This is a genomic window from Bacteroides sp. AF34-31BH (assembly GCF_003602795.1).
Lineage (GTDB): Bacteria > Bacteroidota > Bacteroidia > Bacteroidales > Bacteroidaceae > Bacteroides > Bacteroides uniformis.
This window is the reverse complement of the sequence record NZ_QTLV01000002.1, coordinates 270,042-286,345: the sequence shown is the minus strand read 5'-3', so window position 1 is coordinate 286,345 and position 16,304 is coordinate 270,042. Positions and strand designations below refer to the sequence as shown.

16 protein-coding genes and 1 riboswitch are annotated in these 16,304 nt (G+C 48.7%); of the genes, 10 read left to right on the top strand and 6 right to left on the bottom strand.

Translation table 11 applies throughout. The features are described 5' to 3' along the window. Positions 1–82 precede the first annotated feature (82 nt). Positions 83–889 carry a hypothetical protein gene (locus DWZ67_RS04810; protein ID WP_005825533.1) on the bottom strand — a complete coding sequence of 269 codons (807 nt, stop codon included), beginning with the start codon at positions 887–889 and terminating at the stop codon, positions 83–85. Between the two features lie 47 nt (positions 890–936). On the opposite strand from DWZ67_RS04810, the gene DWZ67_RS20560 reads away from it, so the two are divergent. Continuing rightward, positions 937–1,065, top strand: coding sequence for a hypothetical protein (locus DWZ67_RS20560; protein ID WP_005837113.1), 129 nt, complete (start codon positions 937–939; stop codon positions 1,063–1,065). Between the two features lie 41 nt (positions 1,066–1,106). On the opposite strand, the gene DWZ67_RS04805 is transcribed toward DWZ67_RS20560, so the two are convergent. The 5 genes from DWZ67_RS04805 to DWZ67_RS04785 form a co-directional block, all read right to left on the bottom strand. Then, positions 1,107–2,639 (bottom strand): carbon-nitrogen hydrolase family protein, encoded by a 1,533-nt coding sequence (locus DWZ67_RS04805; protein ID WP_117962484.1) that lies wholly within the window; start codon positions 2,637–2,639, stop codon positions 1,107–1,109. Positions 2,640–2,831: 192 nt separating this feature from the next. Beyond that, the gene (gene xylE, locus DWZ67_RS04800; RefSeq protein WP_005825537.1) at positions 2,832–4,319 is read right to left on the bottom strand and encodes a D-xylose transporter XylE; all 1,488 of its coding nucleotides are present in this window, start codon (positions 4,317–4,319) and stop codon (positions 2,832–2,834) included. A 114-nt stretch (positions 4,320–4,433) separates the two neighbouring features. Continuing rightward, positions 4,434–5,750 (bottom strand): xylose isomerase, encoded by a 1,317-nt coding sequence (gene xylA / locus DWZ67_RS04795; RefSeq protein WP_005825539.1) that lies wholly within the window; start codon positions 5,748–5,750, stop codon positions 4,434–4,436. A gap of 105 nt (positions 5,751–5,855) precedes the next feature. Then, complete coding sequence (locus tag DWZ67_RS04790) at positions 5,856–7,334, bottom strand: xylulokinase (RefSeq protein WP_005825540.1); 1,479 nt, start codon at positions 7,332–7,334, stop codon at positions 5,856–5,858. Positions 7,335–7,381: 47 nt separating this feature from the next. Further along, positions 7,382–8,113 carry an NUDIX hydrolase gene (locus DWZ67_RS04785; RefSeq protein ID WP_005825541.1) on the bottom strand — a complete coding sequence of 244 codons (732 nt, stop codon included), beginning with the start codon at positions 8,111–8,113 and terminating at the stop codon, positions 7,382–7,384. Between the two features lie 398 nt (positions 8,114–8,511). Here DWZ67_RS04785 and fabD point away from each other — a divergent pair, with 398 nt between their 5' ends. The 9 genes from fabD to DWZ67_RS04735 all read left to right on the top strand — a co-directional run bounded on the left by fabD (position 8,512) and on the right by DWZ67_RS04735 (position 16,293). Beyond that, positions 8,512–9,399: an ACP S-malonyltransferase gene (gene fabD / locus DWZ67_RS04775; protein WP_005825542.1), complete on the top strand. Its 888-nt coding sequence runs from the start codon at positions 8,512–8,514 to the stop codon at positions 9,397–9,399. A 107-nt stretch (positions 9,400–9,506) separates the two neighbouring features. After that, positions 9,507–10,049 (top strand): hypothetical protein, encoded by a 543-nt coding sequence (locus DWZ67_RS04770; protein ID WP_005837107.1) that lies wholly within the window; start codon positions 9,507–9,509, stop codon positions 10,047–10,049. A gap of 74 nt (positions 10,050–10,123) precedes the next feature. Continuing rightward, positions 10,124–10,214, top strand: a riboswitch (TPP riboswitch). A 69-nt stretch (positions 10,215–10,283) separates the two neighbouring features. Then, positions 10,284–10,481: a sulfur carrier protein ThiS gene (thiS, locus tag DWZ67_RS04765; protein ID WP_005837106.1), complete on the top strand. Its 198-nt coding sequence runs from the start codon at positions 10,284–10,286 to the stop codon at positions 10,479–10,481. 5 nt (positions 10,482–10,486) lie between these two features. Beyond that, positions 10,487–11,137 (top strand): thiamine phosphate synthase, encoded by a 651-nt coding sequence (locus tag DWZ67_RS04760; protein ID WP_009038436.1) that lies wholly within the window; start codon positions 10,487–10,489, stop codon positions 11,135–11,137. 23 nt (positions 11,138–11,160) lie between these two features. Further along, positions 11,161–11,940, top strand: a complete 780-nt coding sequence (locus DWZ67_RS04755) for a thiazole synthase (RefSeq protein WP_035448505.1) — start codon at positions 11,161–11,163, stop codon at positions 11,938–11,940. A 164-nt stretch (positions 11,941–12,104) separates the two neighbouring features. Then, positions 12,105–13,787 (top strand): phosphomethylpyrimidine synthase ThiC, encoded by a 1,683-nt coding sequence (gene thiC / locus DWZ67_RS04750; protein WP_117866584.1) that lies wholly within the window; start codon positions 12,105–12,107, stop codon positions 13,785–13,787. A gap of 20 nt (positions 13,788–13,807) precedes the next feature. Beyond that, a complete protein-coding gene (gene thiH / locus DWZ67_RS04745) occupies positions 13,808–14,941 on the top strand; it encodes a 2-iminoacetate synthase ThiH (RefSeq protein WP_035448503.1) in 1,134 nt (377 codons plus the stop codon). A gap of 35 nt (positions 14,942–14,976) precedes the next feature. Continuing rightward, entirely contained in the window at positions 14,977–15,672 is a 696-nt protein-coding gene (locus DWZ67_RS04740) for a HesA/MoeB/ThiF family protein (protein ID WP_009038438.1), read from the top strand. Between the two features lie 18 nt (positions 15,673–15,690). Continuing rightward, entirely contained in the window at positions 15,691–16,293 is a 603-nt protein-coding gene (locus DWZ67_RS04735; RefSeq protein ID WP_057087568.1) for a thiamine phosphate synthase, read from the top strand. Positions 16,294–16,304 lie beyond the last annotated feature (11 nt).

The following is a 16,304-nucleotide window of genomic DNA, read 5'->3' as shown; positions in this document are numbered from 1 at the left end:
AAGCGTGCAGAGAACAGCATGGGAAAGAATAATAAAGTATTATATTAAAAGAAATAATAACAGCATCATCAGCGGATAGACTTCAACTGTTGCTGCTGTAACTATAATGCAAGGTGAAATAATTAAGGTAATGATTCACCACTCCGAAACAATCCGATGTCTCATCGAAAGAGAGAAAGTAATACATCAGGTTTTCGGGTTCTTTCTTTTGGGTCAGGATTTCGTCCACATAGGCAAGAAAGGCGTTTTTGATGCTGTTATCGTTGTAGTAGTCTGCCAACTTTGCCAGTTTACGTTCTATGGGTTTGTTATGCTGCAATTGCATGGCAGATTTCGAGCGTTCAGGCTTCACATCTCCGGTCAGTCCCCCATCATTATAGTATTGGCGGCGCTCGTCATAGACTTGGCTCAGCAGTTGATAGATTCGGGCGGCAGCCTCGTGATTTATGGCGGAGGCAGGCTTCAGTTGTTCTTCCTTGCTCTTCTTCTGCATAGTGGCGTGGTAGGCAAAGTAGAGGATGAAGTCACGGAAGAGCGTGGTTTGGGGCATGATGATTTCTACCAGGACATCCACGTCGGCAAGTACACTGAAGTCCACGGAGTAATAGCGGACACGTCCACGGGTGACGGAATTGACCTTTATGTCGGTTTTCAAGAAGCCCAAGGCCGAGAATTGCTTAATGATGACTTCCTGCCGGGTACGGCGGATACGGGTTTCTTCCTCTACACGCGCCTGGGAGTAATGGAAAGGCTTGTATTTAAAAGAAATCTGTTTTACTGTAAGCCAGTCGAACAGAATCAGCTCGTCGGGAGCCAGACGGTAGTTAAGTAATCGCAACACATTGATGCAGAGAGGTATTTCGGGAGCAGAGAGAGCTTTCTTGGCCATTGTTTCTGTTTTTTAGAATAAAAGTTTTGTAAAGATACGGATAAACTATGGAATTACCATCCGAAATGCCATACTTCATCGTCCCGGATGCCACACTTCAGCAGCTGAAATGCCACACTCCGTTGTCCGAAACCTATGGCATTCCGGACGATGAAGTGTGGCATTTCGGAGAATAAGGTGTGGCATTGGAGGCAACCGAGTGTGGCATTCGGGAAAGTCATCTTTTCATCTTCACCTCGTACAAATCGCCTCTCCGGTCTTTCAGGTTGCGTACACTGCCGTAGGTATGCAGTTCATTCAGCAAGTCCAGATCCACATCCGACACAAGAATCATTTCGGTATTCGGAGTGGCTTCCGCACGCTTGCCGTCTGTGGGGAAAGCGAAGTCGCAGGGAGTGAACACGCCGGACTGGGCATACTGGATGTCCATGTTGTGCACGCGGGGAAGATTGCCTACACTGCCGGCTATCACTACAAAGCACTCGTTTTCGATGGCACGAGCATGGGCGCACACCTTTACGCGGCTGTAAGCATTCTGCGTATCGGTAAGGAAAGGAACAAAGAGTATCTGCATGCCTTGGTCCGCCATGATGCGGCTCAGTTCGGGGAACTCTACATCGTAGCATATCAGCACGCCTATCTTAGCACAGTCCGTATCGAAAGTTTGGATGGACTTGCCTCCGCTCAGTCCCCAGGACTTTATCTCGTCGGGAGTGACATGTATCTTTTCGTACATTTCATAACTTCCGTCACGTCGGCAGAGGAATCCTACGTTGTATAGCAGCCCGTCTTCCTTAATAAGCGGCATACTGCCCGTAATAATGTTGATGTTATAGCTGATGGCGAGCTTGACGAAACGCTCCCTGATTTCCTCGGTATAGGCCGCCAGCCCGCGGATAGCCTGCGACTCGCCCTCGTTGTTGAATTTTGCCATCAACGGTGCGTTGAAGTATTCGGGAAAAAGGACAAAGTCACTCTTGTAGTCGCTCACGGCATCCACAAAAAATTCCACTTGCTCAAAAAGGTCATCCAGTGTCTTGTAGGTACGCATCTGCCATTGTACCAAGCCTACGCGGACAGTGGTTTTGGGGTTTACATAGTCTTGTGTGGGAGCCTGATAGTAGATATTGTCCCATTGCAGCAGGCAGGCGTAGTGCTTGGACTCCTCATCATTGGGAAGGTAGTTGCGCATCACCTTTCGCACGTGGAAGTCGTTAGAGAGCTGAAAGGTCAGCACCGGGTCGAAGATCTCCTTTTGCTTCACCTTATCTATGTACTCCTTGGGGCGGATTTGATCGGCATATTTGTAGTAGTTGGGGATACGTCCGCCAAACATGATTGCCTTCAGGTTCAATGTCTCGCAAAGTTCCTTGCGGTATTCATACATACGGCGTGCCAGACGCAGGCCACGGTATTGGGGATGGATAAAGACTTCGATGCCGTAAAGTATGTTGCCTTTCGGATTGTGGGTGTTGAAAGTCTCCTTGCCCGTAACCTGGGCGTAAGTGTGGTCGTTCTTCACATCATCGTAGTTCACTATGATGGAAAGCGCACAGCCCACGATTTTCTCGTCAACCACCGTCACAATCTGCCCCTCGGGGAAGATGCGTATCAGTTTTTCTATTTGTTTGTGCGTCCAGAACACATCGCTTCCGTCTGAATAAACGCGCGTAAACGATTGTGCCAACTGGTCATAATCTTCAATCTGCAGATTACGTATCTGCACCTTATTGATTTTCATTGAATCCATAACTTTCTTGCTATTCCTGATTAAAAACAGTGCAAAGGTACGGTTTATCCTTACATGTTATCTTCCCCTCCGAAGATTTTTCTTTCCCATCTTGAACGGATAAGGGAAAAGATACGGAATTGATAACAAAAAGAGGAGGCATTCATCAGGCCTCCTCTTTCCCGTCTTATATGGACAGTTTCAATGACGGTCTTATCTATTGTTTCTTCTATTCTTCCACAGCTTGGTCATGTCTTCCAGTGTCTTGCCTTTCGTTTCGGGAACAAGCTTCCAGACAAACAGAGCAGCCACCACACAGATGATTCCGTATAAGCCATAAGCAAACATGTGCCCGAACTTGTCTCCCATATCTCCCAAACTCATATTGTACATAGGTACGAAGGTGGAAGATACAATGAAATTGAATATCCATTGGAAGGCTACGGCAATGGCTACTGCAGCGCCACGGATGGTATTCGGGAAGATTTCAGCAATCAGTACCCAGCAGATGGGGCCCCAGCTGAACATGAACGAAGCACTGTAGACCATGATGCTGACAACAGCCAACATGGGAGGAAGCCCTGCCACAACGTTGCAAAGAGCTACTCCGAAAGCACCTATCGCCATGCCGATAGACCCCGAGATGAGCAGCGGTTTACGTCCCCATTTCTCGACTGTAAAGACAGCCAGCAACGTGAACAGAATATTGATGATACCCATGATGACGGTTTGAACCATCGGGTTGCCCATTCCCATCGTTTCGAAGATACGCGGTGCGAAATAGAGTACGGCGTTGATACCTACCGCTTGCTGGAATACACTCAGCATGATACCGATAAAGATAACCATCCAGCCATAAGTGAAAAGCTTTTCCGTCTTTTCCTCTGCCGTGGCTTTGATTTGAGACAGAATAACCTTTGCCTGAGCCAAGCCGTTGATACGGCTTAACACCTGGAGTGCCTTATCATCCTTGCCACTCATGGCAAGATAGCGTGGCGTTTCGGGAACAAACAGTACGAGCAACGCAAAGACTCCTGCAGGAACAGCCTCACTGACAAACATCAGACGCCATCCTATCTCTGTGGTCCATGCTGCCGCTTCGGGATTCAGAATCTGGTTGACTCCTTCAATGGCCTTTATCACCGGATTTGAATTCTCGCCCAGAATAAGGAAATTCACGAAGTAAACCACCAACTGGCCGAAGATAATGGCAAACTGATTCCATGATACCAGAGTCCCGCGAATGTTGCTCGGCGCAATTTCCGCAATATACATCGGGCAGATGGCCGATGCCAAACCTACGCCGATTCCTCCCAATACACGGTAGAAATTGAATGCCACGAGCAAGGAATAGGAAGGAACACCATAGTCGAAGAAAAGGAATTCCGGGTAGTAGGAGCCCAATGCCGACAGAAAGAACAAGACGCCGGCTATGAAAAGAGAATTCTTACGTCCCAGATTGGATGCGAAGAATCCCGAAAGAGCACTACCGATGATACATCCGATAAGTGCACTGGAAGAGGTAATGCCGTGAATCGTATCTGTGTAGACAAAATCGGAGGCACCCATAAAAAATGCCTGAAGCCCTTTATCGGCACCGGATATGACTGCTGTATCGTAGCCGAAAAGCAAGCCCCCGATGACGGCTACCAGCACAATAGAGAAGAGGTAGAGTTTACTGCCTTTTTCTGTATAATTCATGATATTAATGATTAATGGTTAATGATTAGCGATTAATGATTAGCGATTAATGATTAATATTGAAACACCTCATGCGCAACCTATTAACCACTAATCACTAAACATTGATCATTATTAGCAGTACATATTCACGATTGCCTCATACAATTCCTGCTTGCCGCTGGTCTGTTTCGGCTCACCGTTGGCTTTTGCGTAAGCTACCAAATCCTCCAGCGTCAGTTTGCCATCTTCAAATTCCTTGCCTTTACCACTGTCGAAGGAAGCATAGCGGTCGGCCAGCATCTTCTTGTAAGGAGACTCTTCAAGCAGTTTGGCTGCACTTTCCAGTGCACGTGCCATCACGTCCATACCGGCGATGTGGGCAATGAAAATGTCTTCCAGGTCGGTGGAGTTGCGACGGGTCTTGGCATCGAAGTTTGTACCGCCATTGCCAAAGCCTCCGTTACGGATGATTTGCATCATTGCCTGGGTCAGTTCGAAGTTGTCAATGGGGAACTGGTCTGTATCCCAGCCGTTCTGGTAGTCACCACGGTTGGCGTCGATGGAGCCGAGCATACCGTTGTCTACGGCTACTGCGAGTTCGTGCTCGAAGGTGTGGCCCGCCAAAGTAGCGTGGTTCACTTCGATGTTCACCTTGAAATCTTTGTCCAGATTGTGAGCCTTCAAGAAGCCGATAACGGTTTCGGTGTCTACATCATACTGGTGTTTTGTAGGTTCCATCGGTTTCGGTTCAATCAAGAAGGTACCTTTGAAGCCGCGGGCACGTGCATAGTCGCGGGCGATGGTCAACATCTGTGCGAGGTGCTCTTTCTCACGCTTCTGGTCTGTATTCAGCAAGGACATGTAGCCTTCGCGACCGCCCCAGAATACATAGTTTGAACCTCCCAGTTCGATGGTAGCGTCGATGGCGTTTTTGATTTGGATGGCGGCACGTGCCACTACATCGAAATCGGGGTTGGTGGCTGCACCATTCATGTAGCGGGCATGGCCGAATACGTTGGCAGTACCCCACAACAGTTTGATGCCGGTTTCTGCTTGTTTCTGCTTGGCATACGCTACGATTTCCTTCAAGTTGGCTTCGTATTCTTCAATGGTCTCGGCTTCTTCGCAGAGGTCTACATCGTGGAAGCAGTAGTATTCGATACCCATTTTCTGCATGAATTCAAAGCCGGCGTCCATTTTGTTCTTGGCAGCCTGAACCTTGTCAGCCTCACCGTTCCAGGGGAATTTCTTTGTTCCGCCACCGAATTGGTCACCACCTTCTGCGCAAAGAGTGTGCCACCATGCCATGGCGAACTTCAGCCATTCGCTCATTTTCTTACCCATGATTACTTTATCGGCATCGTAATAACGGAATGCCATCGGGTTCTTGCTCTCTTTACCTTCGAATTTAATCTTTCCTATTCCGGGAAAATACTCTTTTGTTGCCATAAGAATTTAATGTTTTAATGTGAGAATGTGCCAATGACAGACACATTCATCACGGGGTTAATTATTAATTTATTGTTTTAACGTGCTAACGTTTTAATGTGCACATTAGCACATTACCCAGTGTTTCCAGCGCGCATATGCGTCGGCATAAGCCTGGCGGTCTGCCACTTTCGGCTCTATCACCTCGAGCTTCTCAAGCGTGGCAAATGCTTCGTTGTTGTCCTTGTATATGCCCACACCGATTCCGGCGCCTTTGGCGGCACCTACAGAGCCGTCGGTATCATACAGTTCGATGACAGCTCCCGTCACACCGGCCAATGTCTCGCGGAACAGCGGGCTGAGGAACATATTAGCCTTGCCTGCATGAATTTTCTGCACGGGAATGCCCATTTGTTCCATGATGTCGATTCCATATTTAAAGGAAAAAACGATGCCTTCCTGCGCTGCACGGATGATATGCTGTTTGCCGTGCTGGTTGAAGTTGATGCCATGAATGGAGCAGCCTATTTCCTTGTTCTCCAGCATACGCTCCGCACCGTTTCCAAAGGGCAGGATACTGATACCGGCACTGCCGATGGGAGCTTGCGCCGCCAGCAGATTCATATCGCTGTAGGAGATACCTTCGGGAGCAACGGTGCGTTTTACCCATGAATTGAGAATGCCCGTACCATTGATGCACAGCAGAACACCCAGACGGGTTTGCCCGGCAGCATGGTTGACGTGTGCAAAGGTGTTGACACGTGACTTGGGGTCGTAGTTCACCTCACCGTTCACGCCGTATACCACGCCGGACGTTCCGGCGGTAGAAGCAATTTCACCCGGATTGAATACATTCAGGGAAAGGGCATTGTTGGGCTGGTCGCCGGCACGGTAAGTGATAGGCGTACCTTCTTTCAGACCCAGCTCTGCGGCTGCAGCAGCATTGACACGTCCCTGCTCGGAGAAAGTCGGTTTGATGTCGGCAATCAGAGAGGAGTCGAATCCATAATAGTCCATCAGAAAGTCGGCAACCCGGTTGTTCTTGAAATCCCAGAACATCCCTTCGGACAAACCGGACACCGTGGTACAGATGGTACCGCTCAACTTCATGGCGATATAGTCGCCCGGCAGCATTATCTTATGAATCTTTTCGTAAACGGAAGGCTCATTCTCCTTAATCCAAGCCAGTTTGGAGGCCGTGAAGTTGCCCGGAGAATTCAGCAGATGTGAAAGGCAAGTCTCCTCTCCCAATGTTTCGAAAGCCTTTTGTCCGTAGGGCACGGCTCTGGAGTCGCACCAGATAATGGCAGGACGCAACACCTGCTGGTTTTTATCTACACATACCAAGCCATGCATCTGATAAGAGATACCGATCGCCTTGATGTCTTCTGCGTTTACTCCGGATTCTGCCAATACCGCTTGTGTGGCCAGTTTCAAGTTTTCCCACCAGTTTCCGGGGTCTTGCTCTGCCCAGCCGGGCTTCACTGCGATAATTTCCGCTTCAGTCTTGGGGAAGAAGGCAGACGATACACACTTGCCGCTTTCCGCATTTACCAGACTCGCTTTTACAGACGAGCTGCCGATGTCATAACCTAATAAATACATTTCTATCAATATTAAAATGAAAGTGATATGAAGAATTTACAATCCGGCTACCGTCGGATTTTATTGTATATCTTTTTGTCGAAACGGTAGTAGCGTGCCGCCCGGTGGGCCACGCCCTGCTGTTTTTCTTCCAGGGGGACGACATACTCCATCAAGGCAATTTTTTTATGGAAATTGCGTACGTCGTACTGCTTGTCATACACCAGTTCGTACAAAGTGCGAAGCTGGGATGCGGTGAACTTACGCGGCAACAAGTCGAACAGTGAAGACGGGTTGAACTCGACGTACTGACGGACATAGGTAATGGCTTCCTTGATAATCAGGTTGTGGTCGAATGCCAGAGCCTTTATATCCGGCATGGCTACCCAACTAGCTTGATAATTGTCCAAATCACGGTTCAATGCGCGGTCTATCTTCACCAGGGAAAGATAGGCTATGGTGACAATACGCTCTACCTTGGACTGCATGGCACGTTCCAGCCAATGTACATCTCTGGGGTCCTTCGTACGGTTTTTTGAGCCGAATGCCTTGAATTGCATCAGATTGACGTTCTTCAGCCCCGTCAATTCATTCAACACCCGTTTGGCAGCTTCATCCAAATCCTCATCCATGTAAATCAAACTTCCGGGAAGCTTCATATCATGAAAGATTTCTCCTTCTTCCTCTCCTGCACGCTTAATCAGCAGAACCTTTAGCTGTTCTCCGTCAAAACCAATCACTACACAGTCCACAGAGATATGATTGTTTGCCAACGGCGTTTTTTGTTCTATGTTTTGCATAATATATCTCGTTAAGCGCTGCAAATATAAATAGGTTTTTCTAATTTGCAATAAAGGAAAAGAATATTTTTATAATATTATAAAGCATTATTTTTCAACTGAATACATATCTTACTTTATACAATATCATTTTCAGTTGTTATCGTATGGAATACAATATGTAATTTACAAGAATATACAAGAGGTCTAATTGTAGGAAGTACAATAAGGAGAAAGTGTTTCATTTATAAGTATTTCAGCCTCCGGATACCACAGAAGGCCCAAGCATACATATTGTATTTTAGCTTCCCTCCTTAAAGTAAGGGCATTGCACAAAAAACATCCGTTTGTGCGGTGAATATCAGAAAAACCTCTACCTTTGTAGCACTTTTTATTTAAACACTAAAAAACGAGTAAATATGAAAGCATTTGTATTTCCGGGTCAAGGTGCCCAATTCGTTGGCATGGGAAAGGACCTGTACGAAAATTCGGCATTAGCCAAGGAACTTTTTGAGAAAGCAAATGATATCCTCGGGTATCGTATTACTGATATTATGTTCAACGGAACAGATGAAGACCTGCGCCAGACTAAAGTTACCCAACCTGCCGTGTTCCTTCATTCCGTTATTTCTGCCCTCTGCATGGGCGATGACTTTAAGCCGGAGATGACCGCCGGTCACTCATTGGGCGAGTTCTCTGCCTTGGTTGCTGCCGGTGCACTGAGCTTTGAAGATGGTCTGAAACTGGTGTATGCCCGTGCCATGGCTATGCAAAAGGCTTGCGAGGCACAGCCCTCCACTATGGCAGCCATTATTGCCCTGCCGGATGAAAAGGTTGAGGAAATCTGCGCTCAAGTAAGTGCTGAAGGTGAAGTTTGCGTGGCAGCCAACTATAACTGCCCGGGACAGATTGTAATTTCCGGTTCCATAGAAGGTATCAACAAGGCTTGCGAACTGATGAAGGCTGCAGGTGCAAAGCGTGCTCTGCCGTTGAAGGTAGGCGGTGCGTTCCACTCTCCGCTGATGAACCCTGCCAAAGTTGAACTGGAAGCAGCCATCAATGCAACAGAAATCCATGCTCCGAAGTGCCCCGTATATCAGAATGTAGACGCTATGCCTCATACTGACCCGGTAGAAATCAAGAAGAACCTGGTGGCTCAGCTGACAGCATCGGTACGTTGGACGCAAACAGTGAAGAACATGGTTGCCGATGGTGCTACGGACTTCACAGAGTGCGGTCCTGGTGCAGTGCTGCAAGGTCTTATCAAGAAGATTGCACCGGAAGCTACGGCTCACGGGATTGCATAATTCCTTAAATAGAATATTTTCAAGGCTGTCTTTCTTCAAATAGACAGCCTTTCTTGTTTTAGTAGGCCATTTCCTTTATATTTGCCACTCACAACAAAATGGGATATATGGAAAAGATTACGGAGTTCAGAAATACCTTGGCAGTACCTATTCATAAGTTATCGATAGACTCTCTGGTACAAGAGGTATGCCTCTGCCCCGAGTATTTTGAAGATATATACCGATTGACATACGATGAAAAACAGACGGTGTCATGGCGGGCAATATGGGTATGCGAGAAATTGAGCGAAATCCATCCCGGCTGGTTCATCCTACTGTACGATGAAATCATTCAACGGCTGATAGACTGCACGCACGACGGTTCCAAACGTCTCTTATTATCTATACTGTATAATATTCCCATCCCTACTCCAATCTCCGTCGATTTGCTGAATTACTGCCTGGACCACATGCTATCTCCGCAAGAAAGCATAGGAGTGCAAGCCCTTTCCATCAGAATAGCCTATCTGCTTTGCAGGAAGGAGCCGGAACTGCTGCAGGAATTGCAACTGATACTGGAAAATACAGAGCTTGATTTTTATTCAACTGGAGTCAGAACCACTGTTCGGAATACGCTGAAAAAGATACGTGCCACAAAGGGGCGCGAGTAAACAAAAAGTAATCACTGAAATAAAAAGTACGTTCTTTTGTTTTTTATTTCCGATTTTCCCTTACCTTTGTTGCCGTAAAGACAAAGGGGTGCCCCGACGGGCTGAGATTATACCCTCGAACCTGATGCAGTTAGTACTGCCGTAGGAATTGGATATTTTTTTCTTCACTGAACTTGCCGTAAAGACGCTTCTTTGTATTTACTTCCATTGTTTTATTTCTTAATGAACAGAAAAATGAAAGTATTGGTCAACAACAAGGAAGTGAAAACCGGCGCCACTACCCTTTCACAACTTATCGAGGAACTTGCCCTACCGATGCAAGGCATTGCCGTGGCCGTAGACAACCGTATTGTACTTCGCACGGAATGGACAAAATGCATCCTGAGGGAATACATGCCCATCATCATTATCAAAGCAGCTTGCGGAGGGTGAGGAAGATGAAGGACGAGAGACTGAAAAACGGAGGAATGCAGTTCATCACGCACTATACGGAACGATATTCGTATCTGGATGCTGCACGCATGGCTCTTGAGGGCGGTTGCCGCTGGGTGCAACTGCGCATGAAAGACACCCCGGTGGAAACGATAGAACCCGTAGCTTTGGAAGTGCAGGCCCTTTGCCGGCAATACGGTGCCACCTTCATCATTGACGACCATGTGGAACTGGCGCGAAAACTGCATGCCGACGGCGTACATCTTGGAAAGAAAGACATGCCCATAGCCGACGCACGCCGGATTCTGGGCGCGGAGTACATTATAGGCGGCACGGCAAATACCTTTGAGGATGTACTGCAACACTACAAAGCCGGTGCCGACTACATAGGCTGCGGCCCCTTCCGCTACACCACTACCAAGAAGAATCTGAGTCCGATATTGGGACTGGAAGGATATACAGCTATCATCCACCGGATGCAGGAGAAGGATATACACCTTCCGATAGTAGCCATCGGTGGAATAACCATAGCGGATATTCCAGCCGTTATGCAGACGGGGGTAAGCGGGATTGCCCTTTCGGGCACGGTACTGCATGCCGATAGTCCGGCAGATGAAATGAAAAGAATCATTTCTTTAATGGAGAATGAAAAATAAAGAATTAATATATGACGACTGATATGGAAAAATTAGTGATTGCGGGACGTGAGTTCAACTCCCGTCTGTTTTTAGGAACCGGAAAGTTCAATTCCGATGAAGTGATGGAGCAGTCTATCCTGGCATCCGGCACAGAAATGGTGACGGTAGCCATGAAACGCATTGAACTGGACAACAAGGAAGACAATATGCTGGTACACATACAGCATCCCGGTATCCAGCTTCTGCCCAACACCTCCGGCGTGCGCAATGCCGAAGAAGCTGTTTTTGCTGCACAGATGGCGCGTGAAGCTTTCGGCACGAACTGGCTGAAACTGGAGATACACCCCGACCCCCGCTATCTGTTGCCCGATTCTGTGGAGACGCTGAAAGCCACGGAAGAACTGGTCAAGTTAGGATTTGTGGTACTGCCCTATTGCCAGGCCGACCCCACACTGTGCAAGAGGCTGGAAGAAGCTGGTGCCGCCACCGTCATGCCGCTGGGTGCTCCTATCGGCACAAACAAAGGACTACAGACAAGGGATTTTCTGAGAATAATCATTGAACAAGCCAATATCCCCGTAGTGGTGGATGCCGGTATCGGTGCCCCGAGCCATGCGGCAGAGGCTATGGAAATGGGCGCTTCGGCTTGCCTGGTGAATACAGCCATTGCAGTGGCGGGCGACCCCGTGACCATGGCGGTAGCGTTCAAGCAGGCTGTAGAGGCGGGACGCATGGCATACGAAGCAGGTCTGGGCATACAGGCAGATAATTTTGTTGCGGAAGCCAGCTCACCGCTGACGGCTTTCTTGAATGAAAAATGACAAAACAGGGAGATTTACGATTAGACAATTTACGATTTACGATTGAAGTTACTCATGCAATCATAAACCTACCGGTTGAGAGAGGTTGTTTAACAATACAAACTCCAATCGTAAATCGTAAATTGTCTAATCGTAAATCTCTACATAACAAAACCTAAAGAAAAATGAACCAGAAGATAAAATTCCCCCGTTCCGAGAAAGTATATTTGCCGGGCACCTTGTTTCCCGAATTGCGCGTAGCTATGCGCAAGGTGGAGCAAGTGCCCAGTACGAACTTCGTTGATGGAGAAAAGGTACTTACTCCGAATCCGGAAGTGTATGTGTATGATACCAGCGGACCGTTCAGCGACCCTGCCGTCGAAGTGGATTTGAAGAAAGGGCTGCCCCGTCTGCGCGAGCCGTGGATACTGAAACGCGGCGATGTGGAGCAGCTTTCCGAAATAACGTCGGAGTACGGACGCATGCGCCGCGACGACCAGTCGCTCGACTCTCTGCGCTTTGAGCATATCACCCTGCCCTACCGCGCCCTTCAAGGAAAATGCTGCACACAGATGTACTATGCCAAACAAGGTATCATCACGCCTGAAATGGAGTATGTGGCGATTCGCGAGAACATGAACTGCGCGGAGCTGGGAATAGAGACGCACATCACACCGGAATTTGTACGCCAGGAGATTGCTGCCGGACGCGCCCTGCTTCCTGCCAACATCAACCATCCCGAAGCAGAGCCGATGATTATAGGCCGTAACTTCCTGGTGAAGATAAATACCAATATCGGAAACTCCGCCACCACCTCGGGCATCGAAGAAGAGGTAGAGAAAGCATTGTGGAGCTGCAAATGGGGCGGCGACACGCTGATGGACCTCTCCACGGGCGAGAACATACACGAAACGCGCGAATGGATTATCCGCAACTGTCCCGTTCCCGTGGGCACTGTCCCCATCTACCAGGCATTGGAGAAAGTGAACGGCAAGGTGGAAGACCTCACCTGGGAAATCTACCGCGACACCTTGATTGAACAATGCGAGCAGGGAGTGGACTACTTCACCATCCATGCCGGCATACGCCGCCACAATGTGCATCTGGCCGAGAAAAGGTTGTGCGGCATCGTGAGCCGTGGCGGCAGCATCATGAGCAAATGGTGCCTGGTGCACGACCGCGAGAGTTTCCTTTACGAACACTTTGATGACATTTGCGACATTCTGGCACAGTATGACGTTGCCATCTCTTTGGGAGACGGGCTGCGTCCGGGGTCTACGCACGATGCCAACGATGAAGCGCAGTTTGCAGAACTCGACACGATGGGCGAGCTTGTGCTGCGTGCCTGGGACAAGAATGTGCAGGCTTTCATCGAAGGTCCCGGCCACGTGCCCATGCACAAGATTAAGGAGAATATGGAGCGCCAGATAGAAAAATGCCACGATGCGCCTTTCTATACGCTCGGCCCCATCGTGACGGACATCGCACCGGGATACGACCATATCACGTCCGCCATCGGTGCAGCGCAGATAGGCTGGCTGGGTACGGCGATGCTCTGCTATGTCACTCCCAAAGAGCATCTGGCACTGCCCGATAAGGAGGATGTGCGTGTAGGTGTCATCACCTATAAGATAGCCGCCCATGCCGCCGACCTGGCAAAAGGGCATCCCGGAGCACAAGTGCGTGACAATGCACTGAGCAAAGCACGTTATGAATTCCGCTGGAAAGACCAGTTTGACTTGTCGCTCGACCCGGAACGTGCGTTCAGCTATTTTCATGCAGGGAAGCATGTGGATGGGGAGTATTGCACGATGTGCGGACCGAACTTCTGTGCGATGCGGTTGTCGAGAGAATTAAAAAAGAAATAAATGGGAATTGATAGAGCACTATGTTTTCAGACGAATTAGAACATATATCCTGGGAGGAAACCACGGCACGCATCCATGCCAAGACAGATGCGGATGTACGCCGTGCCCTCTCCAAAGAACATTGTAATGTAGAGGACTTCATGGCCCTCATCTCACCCGCCGCTGCCCCCTATCTGGAGACGATGGCACGATTGAGCAAGAAATACACCGAGGCACGATTCGGGAAAACCATCTCCATGTTCGTGCCTCTTTACATCACGAATTCCTGCACCAACTCTTGCGTGTATTGCGGTTTCCATATCAGCAACCCCATGCCGCGTACCATACTGACGGAAGAAGAAATCGTGAACGAATACAAGGCCATCAAGAAGCTGGCACCTTTCGAGAATTTGCTGTTGGTAACGGGAGAAAATCCGGCCAAAGCAGGCGTGCCCTACATAGCCCGCGCACTGGACCTGGCAAAACCCTACTTCAGCAATCTGAAAATAGAAGTGATGCCCTTAAAAACGGAAGAGTATGCAATGCTGAAAGGGCACGGCATGAACGGTGTGATTTGCTTTCAGGAAACCTATCACAAAGCGAATTACAACATCTACCATCCCCGCGGCATGAAGTCCAAATTTGAATGGCGTGTCAACGGTTTCGACCGTATGGGGCAGGCGGGCGTCCACTCCATCGGCATGGGAGTACTCATCGGTCTGGAGAAAGAATGGCGGACAGACATCACCATGATGGCTTATCACCTGCGCTATCTCCAAAAACATTATTGGCAGACGAAATACAGCGTCAACTTCCCCCGTATGCGTCCTTCGGAGAACGGCGGTTTCCAGCCCAATGTCATCATGAGCGACCGCGAACTGGCACAAGTCACTTTCGCCATGCGCATCTTCGACCATGATGTGGACATCTCCTACTCCACCCGCGAGCCTGCCGATATACGCGACCACATGGCAACACTCGGTGTGACAACCATGAGCGCCGAAAGCAAGACCGAACCGGGAGGATATTACAGCTATCCGCAAACACTGGAACAGTTTCATGTCAGCGACGAGCGCAAGGCTGTGGAAGTGGACAAAGCATTGAAACGCCTGGGGCGCGAACCAGTGTGGAAAGATTGGGATGCGAGTTTTGATTTGAAGGCTTTCAAGAGATGAGTGGCCGAATACAGAACCTTAATAATAATGAACAAATGAACCGATATGCCAGACAAACGTCCCTCCCTGAAATAGGCGAAGCCGGACAAGAGAAACTGCGTAATGCCAAGGTGTTGATAGTCGGTGTGGGAGGATTGGGTTCTCCCATTGCCCTCTATCTGGCGGGAGCAGGAGTCGGAACGCTGGGATTGGTGGACGATGACCAGGTCAGCATCAGTAATCTTCAACGTCAGGTTCTGTATGCTGAAGCTGACCTTGGGCAGCCTAAACCTCTATGTGGCGCCCGTAGAGTGCAGGGTTTGAACAGCGATGTAAACGTGGAAGTATACCCCTTCCGTCTGGACAAGAAGAATGCCGGAGAACTGATAAGGAACTACGATATAGTGGTAGACGGGTGCGACAACTTCGCTACCCGCTACTTGCTGAATGACGTATGCAACGCTTGGGGCAAGCCCTACGTTTATGGTGCCATTCAAGGCTTTGAAGGCCAAGTGTCCGTCTTCTGCTACGGTGAGAGTGCAAAAAACTATCGTGACCTCTATCCGGATGAAGAAGGGACACTGCTCATGCCATCTCCGGACAAATCGGTTATCGGCGTAACCCCTGCCATTGTGGGTAGCGTAGAAGCCAATGAAGTGTTGAAACTGATTTGCGGCTACGGTGAACCCTTGGCAGGAAAGCTATGGACGATTGATTTAAGAACCATGCAGTCGTATATTCTCTCATTATAGACAAACATCCATAAAGATATGAAACTGATAGTCATTACCACGCCGCAATTCTTTGAAGGAGAAGCAGAGGCAGTTACCTCCTTATTCCAAAACGGTTTGGAAATACTCCACCTGCGCAAGCCGGGAGCTTCGGCAGAGGAGATGGGGAATTTTCTTCAACAGCTACCGATGGAATATATGCCACGCATTGTCACGCATGAGCAATTCCAGCTGGCATCCGTTTTCGGTCTGAAAGGAATTCATCTGAACGGGCGCAATCCGCAGATACCGTCCGGATATAAGGGACATGTCAGTCGCTCTTGTCACTCTCTTGAAGAAGTGTTGAAACATAAATCAGATTGTAACTATGTGTTCCTCAGCCCCATTTATGACAGTATATCCAAAGAAGGCTATTCTTCCGCTTACTCCTGCGATACCTTGCAGAAGGCGCAGCAAGCTGGTATTATCGACTCAAAGGTGATGGCATTGGGTGGCATCAGTTTGGAACATCTTCCGGAAATAGCCGCTTTAGGTTTCGGAGGTGCCGTACTGCTGGGAGATGTCTGGCAGCAAGCGAAGGAAGCTTTCATCCCCCACTTCCTCCACCTGAAACAGCTTTCCTCTCACCCCTTTAATTTTTAATTTCTAATTTT